General features: G+C 42.6%; 22 protein-coding genes and 4 tRNA genes. 8 read left to right on the top strand and 18 right to left on the bottom strand.

Annotated elements, in window-relative coordinates; genetic code table 11:
* Nucleotides 1-63: 63 nt before the first annotated feature.
* A complete protein-coding gene (locus UYI_RS0101615) occupies nucleotides 64-342 on the bottom strand; it encodes a DUF3493 domain-containing protein (protein ID WP_016864951.1) in 279 nt (92 codons plus the stop codon).
* Between the two features lie 34 nt (nucleotides 343-376).
* On the opposite strand from UYI_RS0101615, the gene UYI_RS0101620 reads away from it, so the two are divergent.
* Nucleotides 377-448, top strand: a tRNA-Thr gene (locus UYI_RS0101620).
* Nucleotides 449-480: 32 nt separating this feature from the next.
* Here UYI_RS0101620 and csaB read toward each other — a convergent pair.
* Entirely contained in the window at nucleotides 481-1,521 is a 1,041-nt protein-coding gene (csaB, locus tag UYI_RS0101625) for a polysaccharide pyruvyl transferase CsaB (protein ID WP_016864952.1), read from the bottom strand.
* A 268-nt stretch (nucleotides 1,522-1,789) separates the two neighbouring features.
* Between csaB and UYI_RS0101630 the strand changes: the two genes are divergently transcribed.
* Both UYI_RS0101630 and UYI_RS0101635 read left to right on the top strand, forming a co-directional pair.
* Nucleotides 1,790-1,862 (top strand) — tRNA-Ala (locus UYI_RS0101630).
* A 144-nt stretch (nucleotides 1,863-2,006) separates the two neighbouring features.
* On the top strand, nucleotides 2,007-3,518 hold the full coding sequence (locus tag UYI_RS0101635; RefSeq protein ID WP_016864953.1) for a hydroxysqualene dehydroxylase: 1,512 nt from the start codon (nucleotides 2,007-2,009) through the stop codon (nucleotides 3,516-3,518).
* Between the two features lie 167 nt (nucleotides 3,519-3,685).
* On the opposite strand, the gene UYI_RS0101640 is transcribed toward UYI_RS0101635, so the two are convergent.
* From UYI_RS0101640 to UYI_RS0101670, 7 genes are all read right to left on the bottom strand, one after another.
* The gene (locus tag UYI_RS0101640; RefSeq protein ID WP_009456907.1) at nucleotides 3,686-4,120 is read right to left on the bottom strand and encodes a hypothetical protein; all 435 of its coding nucleotides are present in this window, start codon (nucleotides 4,118-4,120) and stop codon (nucleotides 3,686-3,688) included.
* Nucleotides 4,121-4,663: 543 nt separating this feature from the next.
* A complete protein-coding gene (locus UYI_RS0101645; protein WP_016864954.1) occupies nucleotides 4,664-4,882 on the bottom strand; it encodes a hypothetical protein in 219 nt (72 codons plus the stop codon).
* A 209-nt stretch (nucleotides 4,883-5,091) separates the two neighbouring features.
* Entirely contained in the window at nucleotides 5,092-5,403 is a 312-nt protein-coding gene (locus tag UYI_RS0101650) for a DUF3181 family protein (RefSeq protein WP_009456909.1), read from the bottom strand.
* A 113-nt stretch (nucleotides 5,404-5,516) separates the two neighbouring features.
* Nucleotides 5,517-5,774 (bottom strand): 2TM domain-containing protein, encoded by a 258-nt coding sequence (locus UYI_RS0101655; RefSeq protein WP_016864955.1) that lies wholly within the window; start codon nucleotides 5,772-5,774, stop codon nucleotides 5,517-5,519.
* A 209-nt stretch (nucleotides 5,775-5,983) separates the two neighbouring features.
* A complete protein-coding gene (locus tag UYI_RS0101660) occupies nucleotides 5,984-6,289 on the bottom strand; it encodes a chaperone modulator CbpM (protein WP_016864956.1) in 306 nt (101 codons plus the stop codon).
* Nucleotides 6,286-7,281 (bottom strand): DnaJ C-terminal domain-containing protein, encoded by a 996-nt coding sequence (locus UYI_RS0101665; protein WP_016864957.1) that lies wholly within the window; start codon nucleotides 7,279-7,281, stop codon nucleotides 6,286-6,288. Before UYI_RS0101665 ends, UYI_RS0101660 begins: the two co-directional genes overlap by 4 nt.
* A gap of 251 nt (nucleotides 7,282-7,532) precedes the next feature.
* The gene (locus UYI_RS0101670; RefSeq protein WP_016864958.1) at nucleotides 7,533-8,072 is read right to left on the bottom strand and encodes an Hsp20/alpha crystallin family protein; all 540 of its coding nucleotides are present in this window, start codon (nucleotides 8,070-8,072) and stop codon (nucleotides 7,533-7,535) included.
* Between the two features lie 215 nt (nucleotides 8,073-8,287).
* Between UYI_RS0101670 and UYI_RS0101675 the strand changes: the two genes are divergently transcribed.
* Nucleotides 8,288-8,482, top strand: a complete 195-nt coding sequence (locus tag UYI_RS0101675) for a DUF2795 domain-containing protein (RefSeq protein WP_026085689.1) — start codon at nucleotides 8,288-8,290, stop codon at nucleotides 8,480-8,482.
* 81 nt (nucleotides 8,483-8,563) lie between these two features.
* Here the strand turns inward: UYI_RS0101675 and moaC are convergent, their stop codons facing one another.
* The gene (moaC, locus tag UYI_RS0101680) at nucleotides 8,564-9,070 is read right to left on the bottom strand and encodes a cyclic pyranopterin monophosphate synthase MoaC (RefSeq protein ID WP_016864960.1); all 507 of its coding nucleotides are present in this window, start codon (nucleotides 9,068-9,070) and stop codon (nucleotides 8,564-8,566) included.
* A 39-nt stretch (nucleotides 9,071-9,109) separates the two neighbouring features.
* Here moaC and UYI_RS0101685 point away from each other — a divergent pair.
* Nucleotides 9,110-9,183: transfer RNA gene (locus UYI_RS0101685), tRNA-Arg, on the top strand.
* A 59-nt stretch (nucleotides 9,184-9,242) separates the two neighbouring features.
* Here the strand turns inward: UYI_RS0101685 and UYI_RS0101690 are convergent.
* The 4 genes from UYI_RS0101690 to UYI_RS0101705 form a co-directional block, all read right to left on the bottom strand.
* Nucleotides 9,243-10,514, bottom strand: a complete 1,272-nt coding sequence (locus tag UYI_RS0101690; RefSeq protein ID WP_016864961.1) for an MFS transporter — start codon at nucleotides 10,512-10,514, stop codon at nucleotides 9,243-9,245.
* A 320-nt stretch (nucleotides 10,515-10,834) separates the two neighbouring features.
* Entirely contained in the window at nucleotides 10,835-11,083 is a 249-nt protein-coding gene (locus UYI_RS31735) for a hypothetical protein (protein WP_016864962.1), read from the bottom strand.
* Nucleotides 11,076-12,092: a glycosyltransferase family 2 protein gene (locus UYI_RS0101700; protein WP_016864963.1), complete on the bottom strand. Its 1,017-nt coding sequence runs from the start codon at nucleotides 12,090-12,092 to the stop codon at nucleotides 11,076-11,078. The genes UYI_RS31735 and UYI_RS0101700 overlap by 8 nt, the downstream gene beginning before the upstream one ends.
* Nucleotides 12,089-12,814 (bottom strand): C40 family peptidase, encoded by a 726-nt coding sequence (locus tag UYI_RS0101705; RefSeq protein ID WP_016864964.1) that lies wholly within the window; start codon nucleotides 12,812-12,814, stop codon nucleotides 12,089-12,091. The genes UYI_RS0101700 and UYI_RS0101705 overlap by 4 nt, the downstream gene beginning before the upstream one ends.
* Nucleotides 12,815-12,829: 15 nt before the next feature.
* Between UYI_RS0101705 and UYI_RS0101710 the strand changes: the two genes are divergently transcribed.
* From UYI_RS0101710 to UYI_RS0101720, 3 genes are all read left to right on the top strand, one after another.
* Nucleotides 12,830-13,771 carry a serine hydrolase gene (locus UYI_RS0101710; RefSeq protein ID WP_016864965.1) on the top strand — a complete coding sequence of 314 codons (942 nt, stop codon included), beginning with the start codon at nucleotides 12,830-12,832 and terminating at the stop codon, nucleotides 13,769-13,771.
* A 279-nt stretch (nucleotides 13,772-14,050) separates the two neighbouring features.
* On the top strand, nucleotides 14,051-16,093 hold the full coding sequence (locus UYI_RS0101715) for a response regulator (RefSeq protein WP_016864966.1): 2,043 nt from the start codon (nucleotides 14,051-14,053) through the stop codon (nucleotides 16,091-16,093).
* A 510-nt stretch (nucleotides 16,094-16,603) separates the two neighbouring features.
* Nucleotides 16,604-17,389: a hypothetical protein gene (locus UYI_RS0101720; RefSeq protein ID WP_016864967.1), complete on the top strand. Its 786-nt coding sequence runs from the start codon at nucleotides 16,604-16,606 to the stop codon at nucleotides 17,387-17,389.
* 95 nt (nucleotides 17,390-17,484) lie between these two features.
* Here the strand turns inward: UYI_RS0101720 and UYI_RS0101725 are convergent, their stop codons facing one another.
* From UYI_RS0101725 to pds, 4 genes are all read right to left on the bottom strand, one after another.
* Nucleotides 17,485-18,813 (bottom strand): ABC transporter substrate-binding protein, encoded by a 1,329-nt coding sequence (locus UYI_RS0101725; RefSeq protein WP_016864968.1) that lies wholly within the window; start codon nucleotides 18,811-18,813, stop codon nucleotides 17,485-17,487.
* Between the two features lie 215 nt (nucleotides 18,814-19,028).
* Nucleotides 19,029-19,120: transfer RNA gene (locus UYI_RS0101730), tRNA-Ser, on the bottom strand.
* 127 nt (nucleotides 19,121-19,247) lie between these two features.
* The gene (gene crtB / locus UYI_RS0101735; RefSeq protein ID WP_016864969.1) at nucleotides 19,248-20,180 is read right to left on the bottom strand and encodes a 15-cis-phytoene synthase CrtB; all 933 of its coding nucleotides are present in this window, start codon (nucleotides 20,178-20,180) and stop codon (nucleotides 19,248-19,250) included.
* The gene (pds, locus tag UYI_RS0101740; protein WP_016864970.1) at nucleotides 20,164-21,603 is read right to left on the bottom strand and encodes a 15-cis-phytoene desaturase; all 1,440 of its coding nucleotides are present in this window, start codon (nucleotides 21,601-21,603) and stop codon (nucleotides 20,164-20,166) included. The genes crtB and pds overlap by 17 nt, the downstream gene beginning before the upstream one ends.
* Between the last annotated feature and the right edge of the window lie 101 nt (nucleotides 21,604-21,704).

Here is a 21,704-nt window from a genome sequence, read left to right on the forward strand (position 1 = left end):
AGGGGAGTGGGGGCCGGTGAGTTCCCCATCTCCCCACCTCCCCACCTCCCCATACTCCTCTCACTAACTTTTCCGCCTACTTTCCCAGCGCCACAGATACATGGCCACGGCAACTACTCCTACCTGTAGTGCAAAATTGGGTAAGGCAGTATCAAGATTGTGTCTAGCCAACACCTGAAAAAAGAAGATAAATGCACCAATAAAACCCGAAGCACCAGCACCGAGGTAAAAAAATTTGCGTATGTTGCGATAGGGGGCAGTGATTTCTGCTTTCAGACGAGCATACCGTTCCGGATGCATTTGGCTTTGGGAGCGGCGGTTTTCGGGGTTCGGTTGTACCATGGTATTAAAGATGCTATAATTACAGACTGTTTGTGCCGATGTGGCTCAGTGGTAGAGCACCCGATTCGTAATCGGGCGGTCGCGGGTTCAAATCCCGCCATCGGCTTTGTTCAGTGAACAGTTATCAGTTATCAGTGTTCAATGATTTAGGGCTTGGTGCAATACCTCGCGATGAATCAGGGCCCTATCTATTAAAAACTGGTTTTTTTCTGATGAGAGTGGATCACCATTGGCGTAATGTTCAATCCAGGTTTTACTAATAATATTGGGGTCATCTGGTAGATTTGCCAAATCCCACCCCGGCATATCTAAATCTTCCATTAAACGGTTAACTTTCGGGTCATAACTTAAAGCAAAACAGCGACAACCTTCGCTTGCTGCCATGATTAAACTATGTAAGCGCATTCCAATCGCCATTTCAATGCCGCGAAACACACCCTTTAACAATTGTGGTTCTTCCAAACAAAGAATTTGACTAACATCCTTGAGTGCTGATTGCATTGCTTGGGCAATACTCAAATCTTGTGCCTTTTGGAAGGGTAGCAGCACAATAAAAGTCTGTGTAGCTTTTTGAAAATCAACCAAGGCGCGAGTCAGATGACTAAGGCGAGTTGGGGTGAGTTGGGGATGCGATCGCAATGTGACAGCAACTCTCGGCGCAGATAAATCCCACAGTCCAGGAACTGGTTTGGATTGTAACGCCCAAACCGGATCGGGTGCGAGGATGTGGGGAATTTGCCAATCAGACAGTAAACTTGCCGAAGCGCGATCGCGTACACTTACTCTCGTACAACCTGCAAAAGTTTGTCGTGCCAACCAGCGCGTCACACGACGATGTAAAGGGCCGATACCTTGGGCCCAAGCCACAGTTTTTAAGCCCATTTTTTGAGCTACACTCATCATGCCTCCATAGTAAAATGGGCTAATCGCACTGGTGGCATCTTGAATTAAACTACCACCACCCCAAATTAGAGCATCACAAGAACGTAAACCTTTGATTAAGCTAGAAAAAGCCATACGTTCATAAGCTTCTACACCATAGCGATTGTGTGTTTCCTCTGGATTGCCAGAAAGAACCACTGGTGTCACATCAGATGGTAACATTTGCAGTAGCGTTGCCAACAAAGCCTCATCGCCACCATTTCCTTTCCCGTAGTACCCAGACAATAGCGCCCGCATCTTAGCCTTTTGAGATTATGAATTTTCAGACTATTGTATTGGTTGGTGGTTGGGAATCAGTGAACTGTCAACAGTTAACAATAAACAATTTAATTTGCTCGCTGATTACTGATAATTGATCACTGATTAATTGCAACTTTGCTTTAGTTAATGTATATTAATGATAGTATTGGCTAAAAAAGCAGATTTTGTTGTATAATCAGAAAAGTGAAAAATTCATAGCAATTATACAAAGTTGCTAAAAGCTATACAAGTCAATACTTTATGGGGGGTTATAGCTCAGTTGGTAGAGCACCTCAATGGCATTGAGGGGGTCAGCGGTTCGAATCCGCTTAGCTCCATTTTTTTACATAATGAAGACCTCGTCCTTAAGGATGGGGTTTAACTTGTTTAAATCAAAACTTTGGCTGTTAAAAATCTAATAAATTAATACTAGAACCACAAAGGCTGGGTATACCCCTACAGTGATAACCGGAGACTGAACAATGACAGAAGCATCACAGCGTAAAAAGGTGATAGTTGTTGGTGCAGGTTGGGCTGGGTTAGGTGCAACCTATCATCTAGCAAAACAAGGATACGATGTGACTCTTCTGGAAGCAGGTTCCTACCCTGGCGGACTTGTCGCAGGTTGGAAAACGCCAGGAGGACGATCAATAGAAGCGGGAATTCACGGTTTTTGGTATCCTTACAGAAATATTTTTTCCCTTACTAATGAACTAAAGATTAACCCTTTTACCAGTTGGACTCGTTCTTCCCAATATTCACCCGCGGGTTTAGAAGTTGAATCACCAATTTTTCAAGATTTACCCCAACTTCCCACACCTTTGGGGACTTTTATCTATACTCAATTTAAACGTCTGCCATTAATTGATCGCCTTAGCGCCTTACCTTTACTTTATGCCGTCATTGATTTTGATAATTCTGATGCAGCTTGGCGACGATATGATTTTGTGACTGCGCGGGAATTGTTTAAAGATTTTGGAGTTTCGGCAAGACTTTATAGCGAGTCTTTTGAACCAATGTTATTGGTGGGCTTGTTTGCACCTGGTGAACAATGTTCCGCAGCAGCAACTTTAGGGATGCTTTACTTTTTTATCCTGGCACATCAACCTGATTTTGATGTGGTTTGGTGTCGGGGAACCGTGGGAGAAAAAATCTTTCGTCCGTGGATACAACAAATTGAAAAGCTAGGGGGAAGATTCCTTATCAGTAAACGTGTAACTGACTTAATTATTGATAGTAATAATCGGGCGACAGGTGTAGTTTGCGGTGAAGAAGTGTTTGATGCTGATGCAGTAATTTTCGCTGTCGGTGTGACTGGGATGAAAAAGATTGTCTCAAGTAGCAGCAGTTTGCAAACTCGTGCAGAATTCCGGAATTTAAATAACTTAGGGGCGATTGATGTTTTAGCAACTCGTCTTTGGTTTGACCGTAAAATTACAATTCCTCGTCCTTCTAATGCTTGCTTTGGCTTTGATCAGACTACAGGCTGGACATTTTTTGATTTAAACGCGCTACACGATGAATATCAACATGAATCAGGGACAGTAGTAGAAGTTGATTTTTATCATGCTAATCAATTTATTCCCCTAGAAGATCAGGAAATTGTATCGATAGTGCAGCGTTATTTAGCAACTTGCATTCCAGAATTTCAGCAAGCAAAAGTAATCGATAGTAGTGTCATTCGTTTACCACAAGCAGTAACTCACTTTGCCCCTGGTAGCTATCGCTATATGCTACCAGCTAAAACTAGTGTAAAAAATGTATTTATGAGTGGTGATTGGATTATTAGCCGCCACGGTTCTTGGTCTCAAGAAAAAGCTTACGTCACAGGATTAGAAGCAGCAAATTTAGTAATTTCTCATTTGGGCGAGGGAACACCAGCACAAATTCTATCAGTGGCAGCTGATGAACCTCATATTCAACTAGCAAGGACAGTCAATAGAACAGTGCGTCAGGTGAGTAAGTCTATCTTGCCTAATTTTTGGCTACCTTAACTTCTCTGGCTAGAAAGAGGGGTGTAGGGGTGTATGGGTAGCGGGATGAAATCTTTCTCCCCACTGCCCCTAATCCCCACCAGGGGCCGGTGAGTTCCCCATCTCCCTATTGCCCCTAATCCCCACGACCGACAGGGAGTGGGGGCCGGTGAGTTCCCCATCTCCCACTACCTGCGCCGGACATGCAAGCTATCAAGTCCTTGCTTGATCCAACTCAGACATTCATATTCTGATGTGAAGATTTTGGGTGCTGCAATATTATTTAATGAATCTGGTGGATAGTGGTCGTAAAAATATTTACCCTCTTCTCGATAAATAATTATGAGGCTATTACGGTAAACATAGCGATTCTTAAAGTAATCGCCTTCACTGACCAATTCTGAATTTTGGTCTATATGTTCTTTGGCAATATCCAGGATATTACTGACACTACTGCCATATATTTGTGCTGGATTTTCCACTTTGTGGAATTTACTTGTGTAACCAATTTCTGACAATAATTTATACGAATAAATCTCGTAATTATCCGCTTTTCCAAAAACAAAAGGAATGATTAAATATCCCTTGTAAGACAACGATTCTTCGTAGAGTAGACGACCCATCTTTACCTCCTATATTGTCACTTTGCTAGAAAGTCTCCTCACTTTTAACCACAACAATTATTATCCCTCTTTTTGCAAATAATTCTGATTTGTTTCACACAAAATCAGTGATATCGCTCTTTGTATTGCATCTCCTCAAACAAACTCACCAATTGTTTATTGATGTATTTGTGAGGAAGATTTTTTAAGTGCGATCGCTAATAATAACATTCACTCAATATTGCAAGTATGATGGGTGATACCCATCATGGCAATTTTGAATTTTGAGATTTATCTTTGAAATTCCAAATTTTAATGAAGACCTCGTCCTTAAGGACGGGGTTTAACAATTTCAAGTAACTTCCAATTAAAAAATATCTAACCGATGGTTGTGGGGTGTGTTAAGGATTTATATATGAGACGGTGCGTTAGGCTTAACGCCGTAACGCACCCTACTAGATAATTTATTTTTTGGAAGTTCCTAAAGTAGTAAAAAATAAAAATGACCTTAGCAAATAAAGCAGAGATGTGATGTTACTCGCATCTCTACATCAATCGACCAAATTAAGAAGCTTTTGCATTTCTATAATTTGCATCCATCCAACAGCGTGGTAGACTTTCACCTGAAGGAAAAACGAGGTCTTCTTTTTTATAAGATTCTGGTGATTGTTCTTCTTGACCTTCTTGATCTCTAGCATGAATAGTATCGATGCTAGGGTCAATTAACTCTTGAACATCAAGAATTTTCAACAATTCACCACTATCTTTGAGTTGTAACAACATAATAAATAACCTCCGTAAATTTATATTGCTTGAATAGAAAATCAACCATAAAAAAACTGTGTAACAGTCCTTCTTCTCAATCTTTTGCAAATATTTTTGCTACTAGAGTGGATTTATAAATAGAACTGATACGCAGTTATAGCTTCTCTTTTCAAAAGAGAATTGGTAAGTCAAGTAATTTTGAATCTACTTAACACAAAAGAAAAAAATTACATTTCGCGTTGGAATTTTTCTAAAATATCTACCAAATTCACCTGACATTGCAGAGGTAATAAATCAATCAGAGGAATTTCCCTTCTACCACCACCAATTTTCACAGGAATAGATTCGAGAATCTGAATTACATCATCTTCATCTACAGGCTTATTAGCAGTGATTAAGGGATAAACTTGTTCTGCAACCACAGTATGTAATTTGGCATTTGATAGATATAAATGCCATTTGGCAATATCCATGTAAACGTTTTCGCCAATTTCATTTGCTAGGGCTTCCAGTAATTCTGTGGTGTTAGTCTTAGCCATAAAAATAACCCTAATGAACGGAAGCGAATTTATAAACTATTACTATTATCGCTCAATTACTGGGAGACTCTACAGCCACAAGTTACAATTGCCCTAGCTTCATCAGTCCATCTTCAGGTGGATTTGGGCGGTATTTCCGAATAGTCAGCGATCGCAGCAATATAAATCAGGTGAACTAACAATACCACCAACCACCCTGCTGTCACCCAAGGTAGCCATTCCCAAGTAGCTTTTAAGAAGTTGTGAAAGAACCACAACCCCGAATTACAGGCTGCAAATATTGCCACATGGACAGCAAAATTCATTCGATCATCTAGTTTGCGGTAAGCTGGGTCTTTGCGATCGGGTTTACGAGGCCAACGAGGAGGCATATACGTTGTTACAGATTTTAATAAAATTTGGTTTCTGACCCATTTTAGGATTTTTTCGGTTCTATTGGCGTTGATCCTGATAACCTAACATAAGCTAACTATATATTTAATTAATTCCGAACGAATTCCCCTGAGAAAAACTCTGCTAGCTGGTGCGCTTTCTCTGCGCCCCTTTGCGTTAAAAAACACTACGATATACACAAAGCTTACTAAGATTGCCGAGACTTGTACACTTGCAACTGTGCCCGCAGTTGAGCAATTTCTTCAGCCATATCTAGAACCATTGCAGCACCGACTAAATTTAATCCTAAATCCCGACGTAGGCGCAGAATTTGAGCGATGCGAGCAATATCACGCGATCGCAACATCGAATTAATCGGTGAAATCAACCCCAACGTAGCAAAGCGTTCTATCAGTGCAGTTGATGTTTGTGTAACTAAAGCTGCATATTCAAATGTGTAAAGGCGATCGCCTTCTTCAGAGACAACCACCTGTGACAGACTAACCTGACTCATAGTTTCACCTCTTGTAGCGTAGCGCGCGGATCAAAAGTGCTACTGTCGCGGATTTTTTCATAACACTCACGTTCGGTCGTACTCAAATCTTTAGGAGATACAATTTGTAGCTTGACAATTAAATCGCTGCGTCCCCCTTTAGGTAGTGTCCAGCCTTTGCCCCGCAGACGCAAGGATTGCCCGGAACGCACACCCGCCGGAATTTTCATCGTGACGCTACCATCAGGCGTGGGAACTTTGACTTGCGCCCCTAACACAGCTTCATCCGGTCGAATGGGAATTTCACAAGCAATATTATCACCTTCAAATTGAAAGAAAGGATGGGGCAATACTTCAATTGTTAAATACAAATCTCCCCGTTGTTGAGAAAATGGGCTGGGACGTCCTTTACCCTTGATGCGGAGACGACTTCCAGGTTTTGCCCCTGGAGGAATGCGGACAGTAACCGTCTCACCATCGATTTGCAGCCGTTTCTGTGTACCGTGAAATGCTTCGGAAAAAGTCAGGGAAATAGCTGCTTCTGTATCGGGTGCAGGTGCTTCAGCCGCAACATTTTCAAAAAAATCGCTATAGTCGCGATCGCCACCTGTATAGGTACGATAAGTATAAGTTCTGCCACCTCTACCCGCGCCACCAAAGCGACCAAGCAAGTCATTGATAAAATCATCAAAATTACCGTACTGATCGAAATCAACCCCACCAACATCTACTCTTGCACCTTGACGCCCGCGTGGTGGCGTTGCCCCACTTGTCGCCGCTTGCTGCCAGTATTGACCAAAAGCGTCATATTTCTGACGTTTTTCTGGATCGGAAAGAACCTCGTTAGCTTCATTAATTTCTTTAAAGCGTTCTTCCGCTTTTTGATCTCCGGGGTTGATATCGGGGTGATACTTACGTGCCAGCTTGCGGTAAGCCTGCTTAATCTCCTCCGGCGTGGCATTTTTGCTTACCCCTAGAATCTGGTAATAATCCTTGAAGTCGCTTGCTGGCATAGCTTTGTCATTGCTGAATGGAAAGCTTGACTTTAGTCTACTTAATAGAATTGCTGGCAAAAATCTGCCGTCAGTATGGCATTTTTCATGGAAAAGTCTAGGTGAGTTAATTTGATTTGAGCAAAAAATAGGACTGACAGCATAATATTGTTGTGAATTATCCTGTCAATCCTGTTAACTATATTTTTCTGGTAGTATTTGTGAAACTACTAGAGATATCAACGGCTGATTAATTTTAGTTAAAACTAACCCTATTGAGTTTGTAGTTGCTGTTGAGTTTGTCTGTCGTATTGTTCGCCGATAGCCGGAGTCTGTTGTCCTTCTAAACTAATAGTGACAACTTTGTTCCTTTCTTCCTCAGCTTTCGGCATTGTCAGACACAAAACACCGTTCTTAAATTCCGCTTGTACCTTATCGTTTTGAATTCTACTAGGTAAAGGAATTATTCGTTGGAATTTGCCGTAGCGGAATTCCGAACGTCTCATGCCTTTTTCTTCAGCTCTAGTTTCAACTTTGCGTTCACCGCTGATCGAAACAGCTTCGGCGGTAACTTTGACATCTAAATCTTTAGCTTCCATACCCGGAAGTTCAACCCGAAGTTCGATATTATCGGGATTTTCGTGCATTTCAGCTGCTGGTATAAAAGCATATCCAGCCATTTCGCCGCCATCGCCACTAGTAGTCATCATGCGATCAAACAGGCGATTCATTTCACGTTGCAAGCTAGAAATTTCCCGGAAAGGATCGTTACGCTCAATTTCCCGGAAAGGATCCCAACGTATTAGTGCCATATTTCAGCCCTCCGATATCTATCGGACGCAAGATTTACAATCTTGTTGCTTCTACCTCAAAGTATCAAGGGCAAAAAATTGCCTCATCAGCCAAATGGAAGACCTTTGATTGCTTAGAAAATAAAACTACCTAATCTTCTTGATAGAGGTAACAACTCCATCTGGCTGTAAACATGAAAATGACATTTAGAGGTGGTATTTTGGAGGTCAAGAAAATGGCTAAAATCAACCCCATTCAATTACAAAAACATTTAAAAGGCATGGATTATCCTGCTAGCAAAGAAGAATTGATTCAGCACGCTCAACAAAATGGTGCTGATGAGAATGCTATCTCTGTATTGCAGCAATTGCCAGAACAGGAATATCAAACTCCAACTGATGTTAGCGAAGCTGTCAGTGCGATTGAATAAGGGGAAGGGGGAAAGGGGAATGGGTAGTATAAATCGCAATTACCAATTACCTATTACCTATTACCTATTACCTATTACCTATTACCTATTAACTAAATAATCCCCTGATTTGCCGCCAGTTTTACTGATTAATCGAATTGATTCAATTTGAATCGATTTTTCTAAAGCTTTTGCCATATCATAAAGGGTAAGAGCAGCGACAGAAACAGCTGTGAGGGCTTCCATCTCTACACCCGTTTCGGCTTTGGTTTTAACTGTGGCTTGAATTTGATAACCAGGCAGTTGCGGGTCTGGTGTTAAAATGACTTCTACTTTATGTAAAGGTAAAGGATGACATAGAGGAATCAAGTTAGCTGTCTGTTTAGCAGCCATAATTCCTGCTAGTCGTGCTGTTGCGAGTACATCTCCTTTAGGGGCATTTCCCGCTTGAATGGCGGCAAAGGTTTCGCCTAACATTCGCACTCTTGCAGCTGCTGTTGCTTGGCGAACTGTGGACGGTTTCTCTGACACGTCTACCATCTGGGCTTGCCCTTGGTGGTCCAGGTGGGTAAGGTCAACAGAAGAATTTTGAAAATTATCTTGCGTCATATGATAACGATGTGTTAGTATTAGATCCTGTGACCGCAAGGGCGTGTAGCTCAGTGGACTAGAGCACGTGGCTACGGACCACGGTGTCGGGGGTTCGAATCCCTCCTCGCCCGTTTCTAAATTTAAAATGAAAAAATGAAGAATTTAAATTCTTCATTTTTATTTGCAGCTTTCAATCTTGAATTCCATTTAGAGCATAATAATCTTGACCACGACCAAGGGCGAAACGTAGGGAAGTGGGCAGATTTTTACTACACTGGGTAAGGAAAACAATCATACCAAGTCCGGTTAAAGCAGCTGCTAAACCGAAGCTTAGGCGATAGCCGAATTGATCAGCAGCAAAACCCCCAACTGGGCCTGCGATCGCTATGCCAAAATCAAACCCAGCTATGCAGATAGCAAAAATACGTCCCCTTTCTTGAGGAAGGGAACGATCTGCCATTAGTGTTGAAATCATCGGAATTAATGTACCACCTCCAGCACCTTCAATCAGGGCAGCGAGTAAAAAAGTACTACCATTGTTGGCTAGACACATCAGTACCATCGATAGAGAGTAAAAAGCTAAACCAACTGTCACAAACAGTCCTCGACCAAGGCGATCGCTTGCCCTTCCAGTAAATAACCTACCACTAAAGCTAGAGATTGCCGAAGCTGTGTAAAACAACCCAGGATTTAAGTCAACCTGAGTAGATTTGATAAACAAGGGTGCAAAAGTATGCAAAGTTCCGACAGTCAAACCAACCATTAACATCACAAATGCTGGTACTTTCACCCTGGCACTAAACAACATTTGCCAGAAATTAGAATTATGGTTTTCGACTTGCGCTTGCTTCTGGACTGGTGGATTGACAATTGGCAAAATACATAACAACCCTAACCCACCTAACCCGGCAGATAACAAAAATAATGCGGTATTACCAACCGCAGCCTGTAAATAACCACCCAAAGCAGGCCCAAGTGCTAAACCAATCGGATTCACCAAACTCATGTAGCCAATAATCTCACCCCGATGGCTAGGTGGTGCTAAGTCTGCTACCAGCGCTATGTAACCAGTAGCAAAGGCAGCGATACTGATGCCATGAAACGCACGCAACACTATTAATAAAGGTATGTAGGTCGTGAGTTCATAACCAAGGGGAGCGATCGCTACCACCACCATCCCAATCAGTAGTACAATTTTGCGGCCCCGTTGATCTGCTAAATTCCCCAACCAAGGACGAAATAACAGCAGTCCGATCGCAAAACTGCCCATCAAAATCCCGATTTGTTGCTTACTCGCCCCCACTTCTTCTAGATAAAGCGGTAAGGTTGGCAATAAAGAAGCCAAACTAGACCAGAATAATAAACCTGCGGTAAATAAAACCAGCAGGTTCTGCCGTAATTGAGTATCAATTTTACTAAGTACTTTCACAACAAATGCACTTAAATTTAAGTCAAGAGTCATTCGTCAATTGTCAATTGTCATTGGATTTTAGACTTGGCATTATGGAATTTAAATCCTTAACAGTAGACTTGAGACTTATGACTGACAACAATCGTTACATTACTTAATAATAACTAATACTTCACAATTGTGGCAGTTAGTGGTTGGTTGTTGGTGAGACCAGCCCCCCAAAAAGGCGGTCTCCGTCACGTAGACACGTAGACGCGAAGCGGCTTCCGCAGGTAGTGGCTTAAGGTAAGGGTAGGGGGACTGGCGAATCCGTAGACACGTAGTGGCTTAAGGTAAGGGTAGGGTTGTTAGTGGTTAGTGGTCATTTGTCACTATTTATTCTCCTCACACTCCACGCCAGTCGCTCTTTGTTGGAAACCAACAAGACCGCGCTGGCTCCCCCACTCCTCACACTCCCCACACTCCTCACACTCCTCACACTCCTCACACTCCTCACACTCCTCACACTCCTCATACCTCCCCACTGCCCCTAATCCCCAGAGGGGACCCCGAGTTCCCCACCTCCCCATCTCCCCATCTCCCCATCTCCCCACCTCCCCACCTCCCCATTCCTCACTCAACTTCCTTGGCTGTCACAACCTCCCGTACTCGATAGATTGGGCGTCCTTGGGATTCATGGTAAGTACGCATGAGTAACTCTGCTAGTAAACCAAAGCAGAATAACTGCACCCCAGTCACTAACAGAAGAACAGCCAAAATTAATAAAGGGCGATCGCCAATATCTTGACCCAAAGCTAATTTTACCCAAGTCAAGTAAATGCCGATCGCACCTCCCGAAAGGATAGAAATCAAGCCCCATAGCCCAAAAACGTGCATTGGGCGGGTAAGGAACTTTTTCATAAAGGCGATCGTTAATAAATCCATTACTACCCGGAAAGTCCGCGACAAACCGTACTTACTCCGCCCAAAGCGGCGCGCATGGTGACGTACGGGCATTTCGGTAATTCTTGCCCCTTCGATATACGCCAAGGCTGGCAAAAATCGGTGCAGTTCTCCGTAGAGGTTCATATCTGCTACCAATTCCGCACGGTAAGCCTTTAATGAACAACCGTAATCATGTATGTCTACGCTAGTGATCCGTCGAATTAACCAGTTGGCTATTTTAGAGGGTAATAACCTTGTCAAAGCTGCATCTTGGCGATTGAGTCGCCAACCACTGACCAAATCGTAGCCTTCTTCCAGCTTTGCCAATAACATCGGTATATCCGCTGGATCGTTTTGGAGATCGGCATCTAAAGTTACAACTGCTTTGCCGCGTGCATAATAAAATCCAGCTGCCATTGCCGCAGTTTGACCATAGTTACGCCGCAGGATCACCGCTTTTAAATCATTACGGATTTGTGCTTGTTCTTTGAGCAACTGGGCAGAACCATCCGTAGAACCGTCATCCACACAGATAATTTCGTAACTAAGATGACTTACGTTTAAGGTAGAAGCGATCGCCTCTAATAAATGAGGCAAACTTTCCACTTCATCACGTACAGGCACCACCACTGAAACACTAGGAACTGATGAGGAAATCGCCTCATATTGTCCAGCCATCCCATTAGAAACTAATCCACTCCTCATATTTTTTCTTTCAATCCTCTATGACTCTGCGGTTCGTAACTCTTCACCACTCTGCCAGCACCGCGTAGTTGCTGATAGTATGACCGACTCACCTCATCACCTTGTTCCGAGAGAATGTCAATCCCAATACCATTACGCCCTTGATCTTTACCAGAACTATGGATATAAAAACCATCTCCTAAATAGAGTCCCACATGAGTAGCTTTTTGGGGAGACCCAAAGAATACTAAATCACCTGGTTGCAGCAGTGCTAAGACAATTGGTTGGGTAAAGCCTTCCTGCTGATACGCATCTCTGGGTAAGCAAATACCCACTGAACGAAATGCCGCCTGCATCAAGCCTGAACAATCATAATTTGGCCCAACTGTACCGCCCCAGAGATAATAATTAGGTTGTTGCATCGCTTTGTGAGTAAAAGCAATTACTTCTGGTAGCAATTTTTTAATTTCTGATTCGGAAAATGGTTTAGCCTGATAAGGTACAGTAGCTGTCTGTAAAAAAACCAAATCTGCAACCGACAACCAGCCTGGATAGTCATCCTCACACAAACACACCTCTACTGCCACATCTTGATAATTTGATGTTAACCACAAATGTCGCCCAGCCTGGGCTTGGGTAGCCAAGCGTGTACATTCTGGAGAATCATATATGTTCAGGTCAGTTAGACACTCATACTCACCTGATTCTAAATTTTCGATTTGGGATTTGAGATTTAGGGACATTCTGCAAACACAACAATGACTTTTTTCAATCAAGAAGAACAACTGGAAAAACTAGGTAATGGCATTTTAGAAGCAACTTGGGCAGAATTTCCGACCTTAGCCCGCAACCAAATTGCTTTGACTTGGATTGTCTACGATCCACCTGTCTTGGTAAATACTGGTGGTGCTTTGACTCCAGATGCTTTTTGGAACCATCCAGTCCGTGGTTTTACTTATCGAGGTTTAGAGCGAATTTACCCAGCCAGCGTGGTGAAGCTATTTTACTTGGTAGCAGTCCAGGAATGGCTAGAAAAAGGTATGGTTCAGACCTCTAGTGAGTTAGAAAGAGCCATGCGTGATATGATTGTTGAATCTAGTAATGATGCTACTAGCTTGATAGTAGATATACTGACAGGAACTACATCGGGGCCAGAATTACCACCAGGGCCATTTGAGACGTGGAAGCAACAGCGCCATATTGTTAACCGCTACTATCAATCCTTGGGATGGCCGGAAATGGAAAGTATTAACGTCTGCCAAAAGACTTGGTGTGATGGCCCCTACGGACGGGAACGGGCATTTTATGGACAATTACTAGAAAATCGCAATATGCTAACAACTAATGCTACCGCCAGACTGTTACATAGTATTGTTGGTGGTGTAGCAGTATCTAGTGTGCGATCGCAAGCGATGATGAGTATACTCAAACGTAGTCTCAAGGCTGATGAATTGCCGCAAGATGTAGAGGAAGACCAAATTACAGGCTTTTTAGGTGCAGGTCTTCCCCAAACAGCACAAATTTGGTCAAAGGCGGGTTGGACTAGCCAAGTCCGACATGATGCTGCGTATATAGAAATACCCAATCTTCGCCCTTATCTTGTAGTTGTATTTACTGAAGGCAAAACGCACGCTAAAAATCGTAATCTGTTGCCTTTTGTTTCTCAGCGTATCGCCGAAGCAGTTGCCAGTTTAAATTAGAAGATGGAGGCGGAGAAAGAGAGACGCGGAGCGTATTCTCAAATCGAAGCATCTGCTGTTGGTTAGACATGACGTGTCCCCGCGTCGCCCATCTCTTCTCTCTGCGCGTCTTCTGCAAAAATTAAGTAGTGACTAATGATGTATCCAAGAATATACTTAAGATGAAGTATTATTTTATATAAAAAATTAAAATAATATTACTTCCTACAATTTTTCTTACCTAACATAAATCCTTATCTCTAACTTCTTACTAGTCATTATTCGCAAATTTAAAGATATATGGATCTAGTTGATTGTCCGGAATGCCAATTAAGAAAGTTAACTCAGCAGCTGCAAAAGGAAACAAGCAAGCGCAAGTTACTTGAGCAAAAGCTACGGACTTCTGAAGCTCAAATGCGTGCTGTCTTTGAGGCAATGACTGATGTAGTGCTGATCATTAATCTTCACAACAACCAACTTGGAAGCATAAAAATTCTACCAACAAAACCCAATCAAACACATACAGATGATACTGATGTGATTAGTCAGACGGTAGAACAATTTTTTCATGAACAGACCGCTCAGCTGTGGTTAGAAAAAGTTCGACAGGCTTTAGATTTACAGCAGACACTTTATTTTGATTACAATTTGTTTCGGCAGGGGCGTCAGGTTTGGTTTAGTGCTAGTATTTCCCCTATCTCAGACCAATCAGTACTTTGGGTAGCACGAGATATTAGCGATCGCAAGCAAGCTGAAATAGAATTGCAACATGCCAAAGAAGCAGCCGAAGCAGCTAACAAGGCTAAAAGCCAGTTTTTGGCAGCAATGAGTCATGAACTTCGCACCCCCCTCAACAGTATTTTAGGTTTTTCTCAAATCATGTATGACGATACTTCCTGTATCGGTGAAAATCGGGAGTATCTCGACATTATTAACAGAAGTGGTCAACACCTGCTGCAATTAATTAACGATGTACTGGAAATGTCCAAAATTGAAGCAGGTAAAATTAAGCTCAATGAAAAACAATTAGATTTATATAGTCTGTTAGATAGTTTAGAAGATATGCTGTGCCTCAAAGCCGCAGCCAAAAAACTTACTCTCATTTTTGAGCGATCGCCATCAGTACCACAATACATAATTGCTGACGAAAGTAAACTGCGGCAAGTTCTATTGAACTTGTTGAGTAACGCCCTCAAATTCACTCAAACTGGAAGCGTGACTCTACGTGTGAAAATGGGACAAGGGGGACAAGGGGGACATGGGGAACAAGGAAGACAAACGAAAAATCCCAATCCCCAATACCCAATTTCCAATCCCCAATTCCTAATTTTCGAGGTTGAAGATACAGGTTCTGGTATTGCTTCAGAAGAAATCAACAATTTATTTGAAGCTTTTGTTCAAACCGAAAGTGGTAGGCGATCGCAAGAAGGAACAGGTTTAGGACTAGCAATTAGTCGTAAGTTTGTACAGTTAATGGGTGGAGATATTTGTGTTAAGAGCGTAGTAGGAAAAGGAAGTATATTTGCATTCGACATTCAGGTCAGCTTAGCAGAGATGACACAGCTACCACAGTTGTCAAGTCAACGGGTTAAGTGTCTAGCACCAGACCAACCAATTTATCGTCTGCTAATTGTGGACGATAATCAAGACCATCGCCAATGTCTCATCAAACTCTTAAAACCTTTGGGTTTTGAAATACAACAAGCAGAAAATGGCCAACAAGGTATAGCTATTTGGGAAAGTTGGTGTCCCCATATCATATTTATGGATATGCAGATGCCAATTATGGATGGTTACGAAGCTACCAGGGAAATTAAAAGGAGGGAGCAATTTAAATGGGGAGATAGGGAGAACCATCTCCCGTCTCATACTAAAATCATCGCCCTCACGGCCTATGCTTTTGAGGAACAGCGACAGGTAATGATAGCTGCTGGTTGTGATGACTTTCTCAGCAAACCATTTTCTGAAGAAGAAATTTTTGCTCAACTTACAAAACACTTAGGCGTGCGCTACATTTACTTTGAACCAGGTATAGTTAACCAAAATAAGGACGTGAAATCTAGAAGCTTAACTCCTGAAGACCTAGCAACGATGCCAGATGCATGGATACAAAAACTACACACAGCAGCTAAAGAGTGCAATGATGAAAGTATTCTTCAGCTATTGGCTCAAATTCCCACACAATTTCCAACTTTAATTCAAGTCATAACGCAACTCACTTATAATTTTCGCTTTGACGAGATTATCAAAGTAACTGACTTATTAGTCAGGCAAAAAGTCGAACAACCATTGCATTTACTACAGAAATTACAAGATGTAGAGCGCCATAAGGTAAAGATATAACGACTTCTTTCTGAGCAGTACTACTATTAATTTGTATAAATTATTTGTATTTTATTAACATTAGTTAGAAGTTATGCCTTAGTCATTAGTCAGTGCTTATTAGGCTTCTTCCATGAATTCTTAAAATTCCCCTTAATTGCCCCCGGAAACAAGAGGAAAATTTACTTCTCTGCCCGATTTCGCTTAGGGTTAGGGTGGGGTAAAAATATTTGTACAAAAGGTCTATTCTTCAATAAATAATCAAGAATAAATGAATAGTAATTAATGATTAATGGCAAAAAATAACTTTGATGATTGGTAGAAAGTTATTTTTATTTATTGAATAATTTTTGTCATCCGTTGAATTGAGGATCTATCCCTCTATATAGTGACTATTCAAAAATTTGTACTACCTTGAAAATAGGGATGTAGAAATAGATTTTTTGATGTTAAATGTAGATATTGCCAAACATTGGCTCAATATGGGCAAAACCCATTATCTATAAAGGTAATATTGTTTGAGGAGTGAATGTGAATACGATTGTTTTTAATCAAAAACTTGTCGGTTTAGTTGGTATAGCAACTACCGCTGTTTTATTTGGTGGTTTGCCTGCTGTTGCTCAGACTGCTGACTCTACCAGCTTTGAAGCAGAAGCCATGACTGCATCACCCATTCCAGTAGAAAATTCAGTAGAAGTATCTAATTCTACTTCTACTCAGGAACAGTTCTATAACGTCGCTACACCAGAGACAGATAATCCTACATTTACACCCATTCCTGGCACAGTAGCAACATCATCTACAGGACTTACTACTGTTCAAGATCAACACTCAACTTCTCAACCATCTACTCCTACTCAGGAAGTTGCACAATCAGATATTCTTCCAGGTCGAGCTACACGTGGAGGATCTAGCTATATTGGTGTAGCAGCAAACATTGGTTTGGCTGGTGGTGACTCCTCCTTAGGTGATGCTAATTTTATGGTAATCAGTAAGGTAGGACTATCAAGAAGCTTATCTGTTAGACCTTCAGTAGTGGTAGGCGATAACACCACTATTCTCGTTCCCGTCACCTACGATTTTTCCTTTCAGCAACTAGGAGATCCTTTTAGTGAAACTGTTGCGATCGCCCCTTACGTCGGTGCTGGTGCAGCGATTAACACAGGTGATGACTCTCAGTTTTCCTTTCTATTATCTGGTGGTGTAGATTTCCCACTCAACAGCCAATTTACTGCCACAGCCGCTGTGAATGCAGCATTTTTTGACGACACTGATATCGGTTTGACACTCGGAGTTGGTTATAACTTCGGTCTGTGAAAATTAGGGGATAGGGGATAGGGGATCGGGGATTGGGTATTGGTGTTTATTTTCTCCCATGTCCCCCTTGTCCTCTTATCCCCGATCCCTAGTCCCTACTTCGGACTAACTTGCTCAACAGTCTTGATTTTGCCATCATCACCCACTGTCCAAACATCATAGACACCAACTACATCCCCATTTTCGTCAATATCTACGTTGCCGCTAGCTCCTTGGTAATTTATATCTTTACCTTCTTTGAGTAATTTCAAACCTTCGCAAACATCGCTAACTTCTACACCAGGGCCATTGGCAACTTCACGGATTTTATTGGCGATACCAACACCTGTATTTTCTTTAGCAGCTTGGGCAGATAAAACTAACAAAGCAGCTGCATCCCAACCGTGGGGAGTGTATGGTGCAGGTGGGGATTTTCTTTTTTCTTGCCAAAGCTTGGTGAAAGCTTCTAATCCTTTACCATTAGAACCGGGAACTGTACCTATAGCTCCTGCAACGATGTATTTACCATCAGGAGTTTTGCCTACTCTGTCTGGGAATGTATCTGACTTCACACCATCAGTCAGCATGATCTGCACCCCTTGAGTCACACCTTGCTGGTATGCGGATTTCAGAAACAAGGCTCCAGTTTCTTCGTAAAACACCCCTAGTACTGCATCTGGCTTACCTGCAAAAGCTGCTTGTGCTTCGGTATCAAATGTTGTAGCTTTCGGGTCGTAGCGAACGGGGTTACTTTTATTTACTACCGTTCCCCCTAATTTTTCAAATGCTTGTACAAATGCTTTTTCAAATCCCACACCATAGTCATTGTTAATAACGACAGTGGAAACTCTCTTAAAACCTCTTTGATTAGCAAGTTGGGCTAAAGCTTGAGCTTGGTAGGTATCTGGAGGGGCAGTACGCGCCCAATAGTTTTTGTATTCACCTTTTGCTGCCTTTTCAGTAAATACAGGGCTGGTGCTACCAGGAGAAATGAGCATGACTTTATTTGGCACAGCTATGGAGATAGCTGCACTGGAGACACTACTAGCAAAAGAACCAACTACACCCGCAACTTTATCTAAAGTTGCTAGTTTTTGCATACCAGAAGTACCAGCTTTGGGGTCAGTTTGATCATCAACTTGCACTAAGGTTACGGGTTGTCCATTCACACCACCGCAAGCATTCACAGTATTTACGAGTAGAGGAACAGACTCTACCATCTGCTGTCCGATCGCAGCTAAGTCACCTGTTGTTGGTAGCAGCGAACCTATTTTTAACCCTTGAGTGTTGCTGGCGGCTGTGGTGGTTGAACCTGCTGGAGTGCTAGTAGCTCCATCAGTGCCTGTGTTAGAGGTTGTGGTGGTGTTGCCATCACAAGCCGCTACTAAAAAGCCTGTTGTGAAGGTGGTTATAGCTAGGGCAAAAGCACTAATAGTTTTTTTCATAATATTTAAATTTCACTCCTTATTTTGCTCAGCAGCTTAATCATTAACAGATGCAAACTTAGTTTTTAATTGCAAGATAAGTTTAATCTGTAATCGCTCCAAAGCATAAATAATAGCATCAGCCTAAAGGAGTATTTCTATAGATACCTACAGAAAGAATTCGTTGCGCCCTTAAAAAATAAAGACGCGATTTATCGCGTCTCTAGTAAAAAAAACGGAGAAGGAGGGATTCGAACCCTCGGTACGGCCTTTCGATCCGTACAACAGATTAGCAATCTGCCGCTTTCGACCACTCAGCCACCTCTCCACTATGTCGAATATAAATGTTAACAGATTATTTTGGTAGAGTCAAGAGTCATTTTCATCTTGTTGATAGTTGGTAGTTGCTAGTTAGTTGTTCAAACAACAAACAACAAACAACAACCAACTACCAATTAAAGTACTTGCGATCGCAACCACGCCAGTGGAATACTACGTATCTTTTGCCACTGCGGCACGTAAACACGTTGGCTGAATACGTTGTAGTCGTTACGCTCAATCTTTTCCAGAATTTTACTGTACTGCATCAGAGCTGCCCATACAGGCAACCGTGCATCTGGAGAGAGGTAACTAATTCCCTTTTCTGCCTTTTTGTAAAATTGGCGGGTGCGAGCAATTAAAAAACGCATCAGGGAACGCCAGCGTTCATCCACCACGCCTTTGAACAAATCTTGCTCAGTGTAGTTGAATCGTGCTAAATCCTCTAGGGGAATGTAAATTCTTCCCCGCCGTGCATCCTCATGCACATCCCGTAGGATGTTGGTGAGTTGACTGGCAATTCCGAGTGCGATCGCTTCTTCGGTGGGCAGATAAGGTAGTTGATTGCGGTTCCAAGGAGCGGTGTTTTGCTTGGTATCTACTCCCATAACCGCCGTTGACATTAGCCCTACAGTACCGGCGACACGGTAACAGTACAGGTATAACTCGTCAAAGTTTTCGTAGCGACTGCGCTGTAAGTCCATACGCTGACCAGCGATCATATCCCGAAAGGGCTGAATATCCATCGGAAAGCGCTGGAGGGTATCCACTAAAGCAACATCATAATTATCTACTGGATGTCCCGCAAAAATGGATTCCAGCTGCTGCTCCCATTTATCTAAGGTTTCTGGTGTGGTAATGGCAGCCGCCGGGCCGTCCACCAGTTCATCGGTACGGCGACACCAGGCATAAATTGCCCAAATAGCTGGACGTTTTGCCTTGCTCATCAGCAAAGTGCCAAGGTAAAAAGTTTTGGCATACTTTGCTGTGATTTGACGGCAAAGTTGATAGGACTCATCCACAGAGACCGGCGGTTTCATGCGCGGGGGGGAATCAGACAGTTGCAGCATTCGTTGCGGGCTGAGGGGTTTGCATTTGCAGGGTTGATGAATTTGCCACCGAGTGTCCTTCAGCAATCGCCTGCGCTGTCAGCTTACCAGAAAGCACAGCACCTTCCATACTACCGAGATAGGGTTGCATAGTGTAACTCCCACTCAGAAAGAAGTTGCTAATCGGTGTTTGCTGAGAAGGACGGTAGTGTTGGCGACCAGGAGTTGCTTTATATACTGAACGCGGCGTTTTGACTACATGATATTTCAGCAATTTTGCTGGATTGTCTCCGCTAAAGTGTGAGGGGAAGAGTTTTTGCAATTCCGCAAGGGTTGCCTGCAAAATCTCTTCGTCGGATTTGGCAATCCAATCTTTTGCCGGAGCCAAAACCAATTCCAGCATAGAGCGCTCAGGATTGGCGTACCCACGGCAGGTATTGCTCATATCAGCATAAACGCTGAGTAGAGGCGAGCGCGAAAATAGCAACTGGTCTATATCAGTAAGTTTGCGGTCGAACCACAACTGCAAGTTTACCACAGGCACGCCCTCTAACCCTTCTAGCTTTTGGAAGAAGTCATTTTCCTTCCAAGGATTTGGTAGCATCACCTTCATAACGTCCACTGGCATTGCCGAAACGTAAACGTCAGCAGTTTCTATGTAATCTGCTGCTCCATTGAGTCCCCGCATCAAAAACCCTTTCACCGTACCATCTTCATTCAGCAAAATTTCTTTTAATGGGGCATTTAACCGTACTTCTCCTCCACGTGCTGTAATATAATCTACCAATGGTTGACACAGCCGCTCTGTGGGGGAACCATCCAAAAATGCCATTTTGGAGCCATCTTTTTGTTGGAGGAAGCGGCTCAGGGCAGTCAATAATACTACTGCTGAAATTTCATCAGGATTGATAAAATTAAGCGATTTCGAGGCCGCAATAAAAATATCTTGTTGGACATCCTCACTCACTCCTTGCTGTTTCAGCCATTCGGAAAAAGTATACTGGTCTGTGGAATCAACATACTTTTGTCCTCGAAGCATGGCGGGAACCAACCCCTTGGCTAGTTCGATTTTTTCTCCCCAACTCAACATATCGTTATTCCGCAAAATTGCCACGATGCCATTTAACGGTGCTGGCAAATTGGGAAAATCAAACCTGCTATAGGTTCCTGGCTTCTCGGGCTGGTTGAAGATCATAGTGTGTTTTTTCCACTGCAAACGGTCTTCAATGCCCAGTTCTTTGAGTAGCTGCAACATATTGGGGTAAGCCCCAAAAAAGACATGCAAACCAGTTTCGTACCAGTCACCGTCGGCATCTTGCCAAGCTGCTACTAACCCTCCCAGTACATCCCGGCTCTCCAAGACAATGGGGGTATAACCTAAATCTGTCAAATATTTAGCACAGGAAAGTCCTGCTAAACCTGCTCCGGCGATCGCTACTCGCATGTAACTTTACTGCTCTTCAATATTTCTTAAGGGTTTTGCCGTACTCATTATACTTTGCAAACCGTTACATTTGCAGAAGATGGTTGATTGTTGGTTGTTGG

The organism is Fischerella muscicola PCC 7414 (assembly GCF_000317205.1).
In the GTDB taxonomy this organism is placed as follows: Bacteria; Cyanobacteriota; Cyanobacteriia; order Cyanobacteriales; family Nostocaceae; genus Fischerella; species Fischerella muscicola.

What these genes read in the sequence shown, in the direction of transcription:
- UYI_RS0101655 (WP_016864955.1), bottom strand. Translation starts at nt 5,774, where the DNA reads ATGCCTCCTCGTTGGCCTCGTAAACCCGATCGCAAAGACCCAGCTTAC.
- UYI_RS0101715 (WP_016864966.1), top strand. Translation starts at nt 14,051, where the DNA reads ATGGATCTAGTTGATTGTCCGGAATGCCAATTAAGAAAGTTAACTCAG.
- UYI_RS0101660 (WP_016864956.1), bottom strand. Translation starts at nt 6,289, where the DNA reads ATGAGTCAGGTTAGTCTGTCACAGGTGGTTGTCTCTGAAGAAGGCGAT.
- UYI_RS0101670 (WP_016864958.1), bottom strand. Translation starts at nt 8,072, where the DNA reads ATGGCACTAATACGTTGGGATCCTTTCCGGGAAATTGAGCGTAACGAT.
- UYI_RS0101635 (WP_016864953.1), top strand. Translation starts at nt 2,007, where the DNA reads ATGACAGAAGCATCACAGCGTAAAAAGGTGATAGTTGTTGGTGCAGGT.
- UYI_RS0101725 (WP_016864968.1), bottom strand. Translation starts at nt 18,813, where the DNA reads ATGAAAAAAACTATTAGTGCTTTTGCCCTAGCTATAACCACCTTCACA.
- UYI_RS0101640 (WP_009456907.1), bottom strand. Translation starts at nt 4,120, where the DNA reads ATGGGTCGTCTACTCTACGAAGAATCGTTGTCTTACAAGGGATATTTA.
- UYI_RS0101690 (WP_016864961.1), bottom strand. Translation starts at nt 10,514, where the DNA reads ATGACTCTTGACTTAAATTTAAGTGCATTTGTTGTGAAAGTACTTAGT.
- UYI_RS0101705 (WP_016864964.1), bottom strand. Translation starts at nt 12,814, where the DNA reads ATGTCCCTAAATCTCAAATCCCAAATCGAAAATTTAGAATCAGGTGAG.
- UYI_RS0101650 (WP_009456909.1), bottom strand. Translation starts at nt 5,403, where the DNA reads ATGGCTAAGACTAACACCACAGAATTACTGGAAGCCCTAGCAAATGAA.
- crtB (WP_016864969.1), bottom strand. Translation starts at nt 20,180, where the DNA reads ATGCTGCAACTGTCTGATTCCCCCCCGCGCATGAAACCGCCGGTCTCT.
- moaC (WP_016864960.1), bottom strand. Translation starts at nt 9,070, where the DNA reads ATGACGCAAGATAATTTTCAAAATTCTTCTGTTGACCTTACCCACCTG.
- UYI_RS0101675 (WP_026085689.1), top strand. Translation starts at nt 8,288, where the DNA reads ATGGCTAAAATCAACCCCATTCAATTACAAAAACATTTAAAAGGCATG.
- UYI_RS0101645 (WP_016864954.1), bottom strand. Translation starts at nt 4,882, where the DNA reads ATGTTGTTACAACTCAAAGATAGTGGTGAATTGTTGAAAATTCTTGAT.
- UYI_RS0101615 (WP_016864951.1), bottom strand. Translation starts at nt 342, where the DNA reads ATGGTACAACCGAACCCCGAAAACCGCCGCTCCCAAAGCCAAATGCAT.
- csaB (WP_016864952.1), bottom strand. Translation starts at nt 1,521, where the DNA reads ATGCGGGCGCTATTGTCTGGGTACTACGGGAAAGGAAATGGTGGCGAT.
- UYI_RS0101700 (WP_016864963.1), bottom strand. Translation starts at nt 12,092, where the DNA reads ATGAGGAGTGGATTAGTTTCTAATGGGATGGCTGGACAATATGAGGCG.
- pds (WP_016864970.1), bottom strand. Translation starts at nt 21,603, where the DNA reads ATGCGAGTAGCGATCGCCGGAGCAGGTTTAGCAGGACTTTCCTGTGCT.
- UYI_RS0101710 (WP_016864965.1), top strand. Translation starts at nt 12,830, where the DNA reads ATGACTTTTTTCAATCAAGAAGAACAACTGGAAAAACTAGGTAATGGC.
- UYI_RS0101665 (WP_016864957.1), bottom strand. Translation starts at nt 7,281, where the DNA reads ATGCCAGCAAGCGACTTCAAGGATTATTACCAGATTCTAGGGGTAAGC.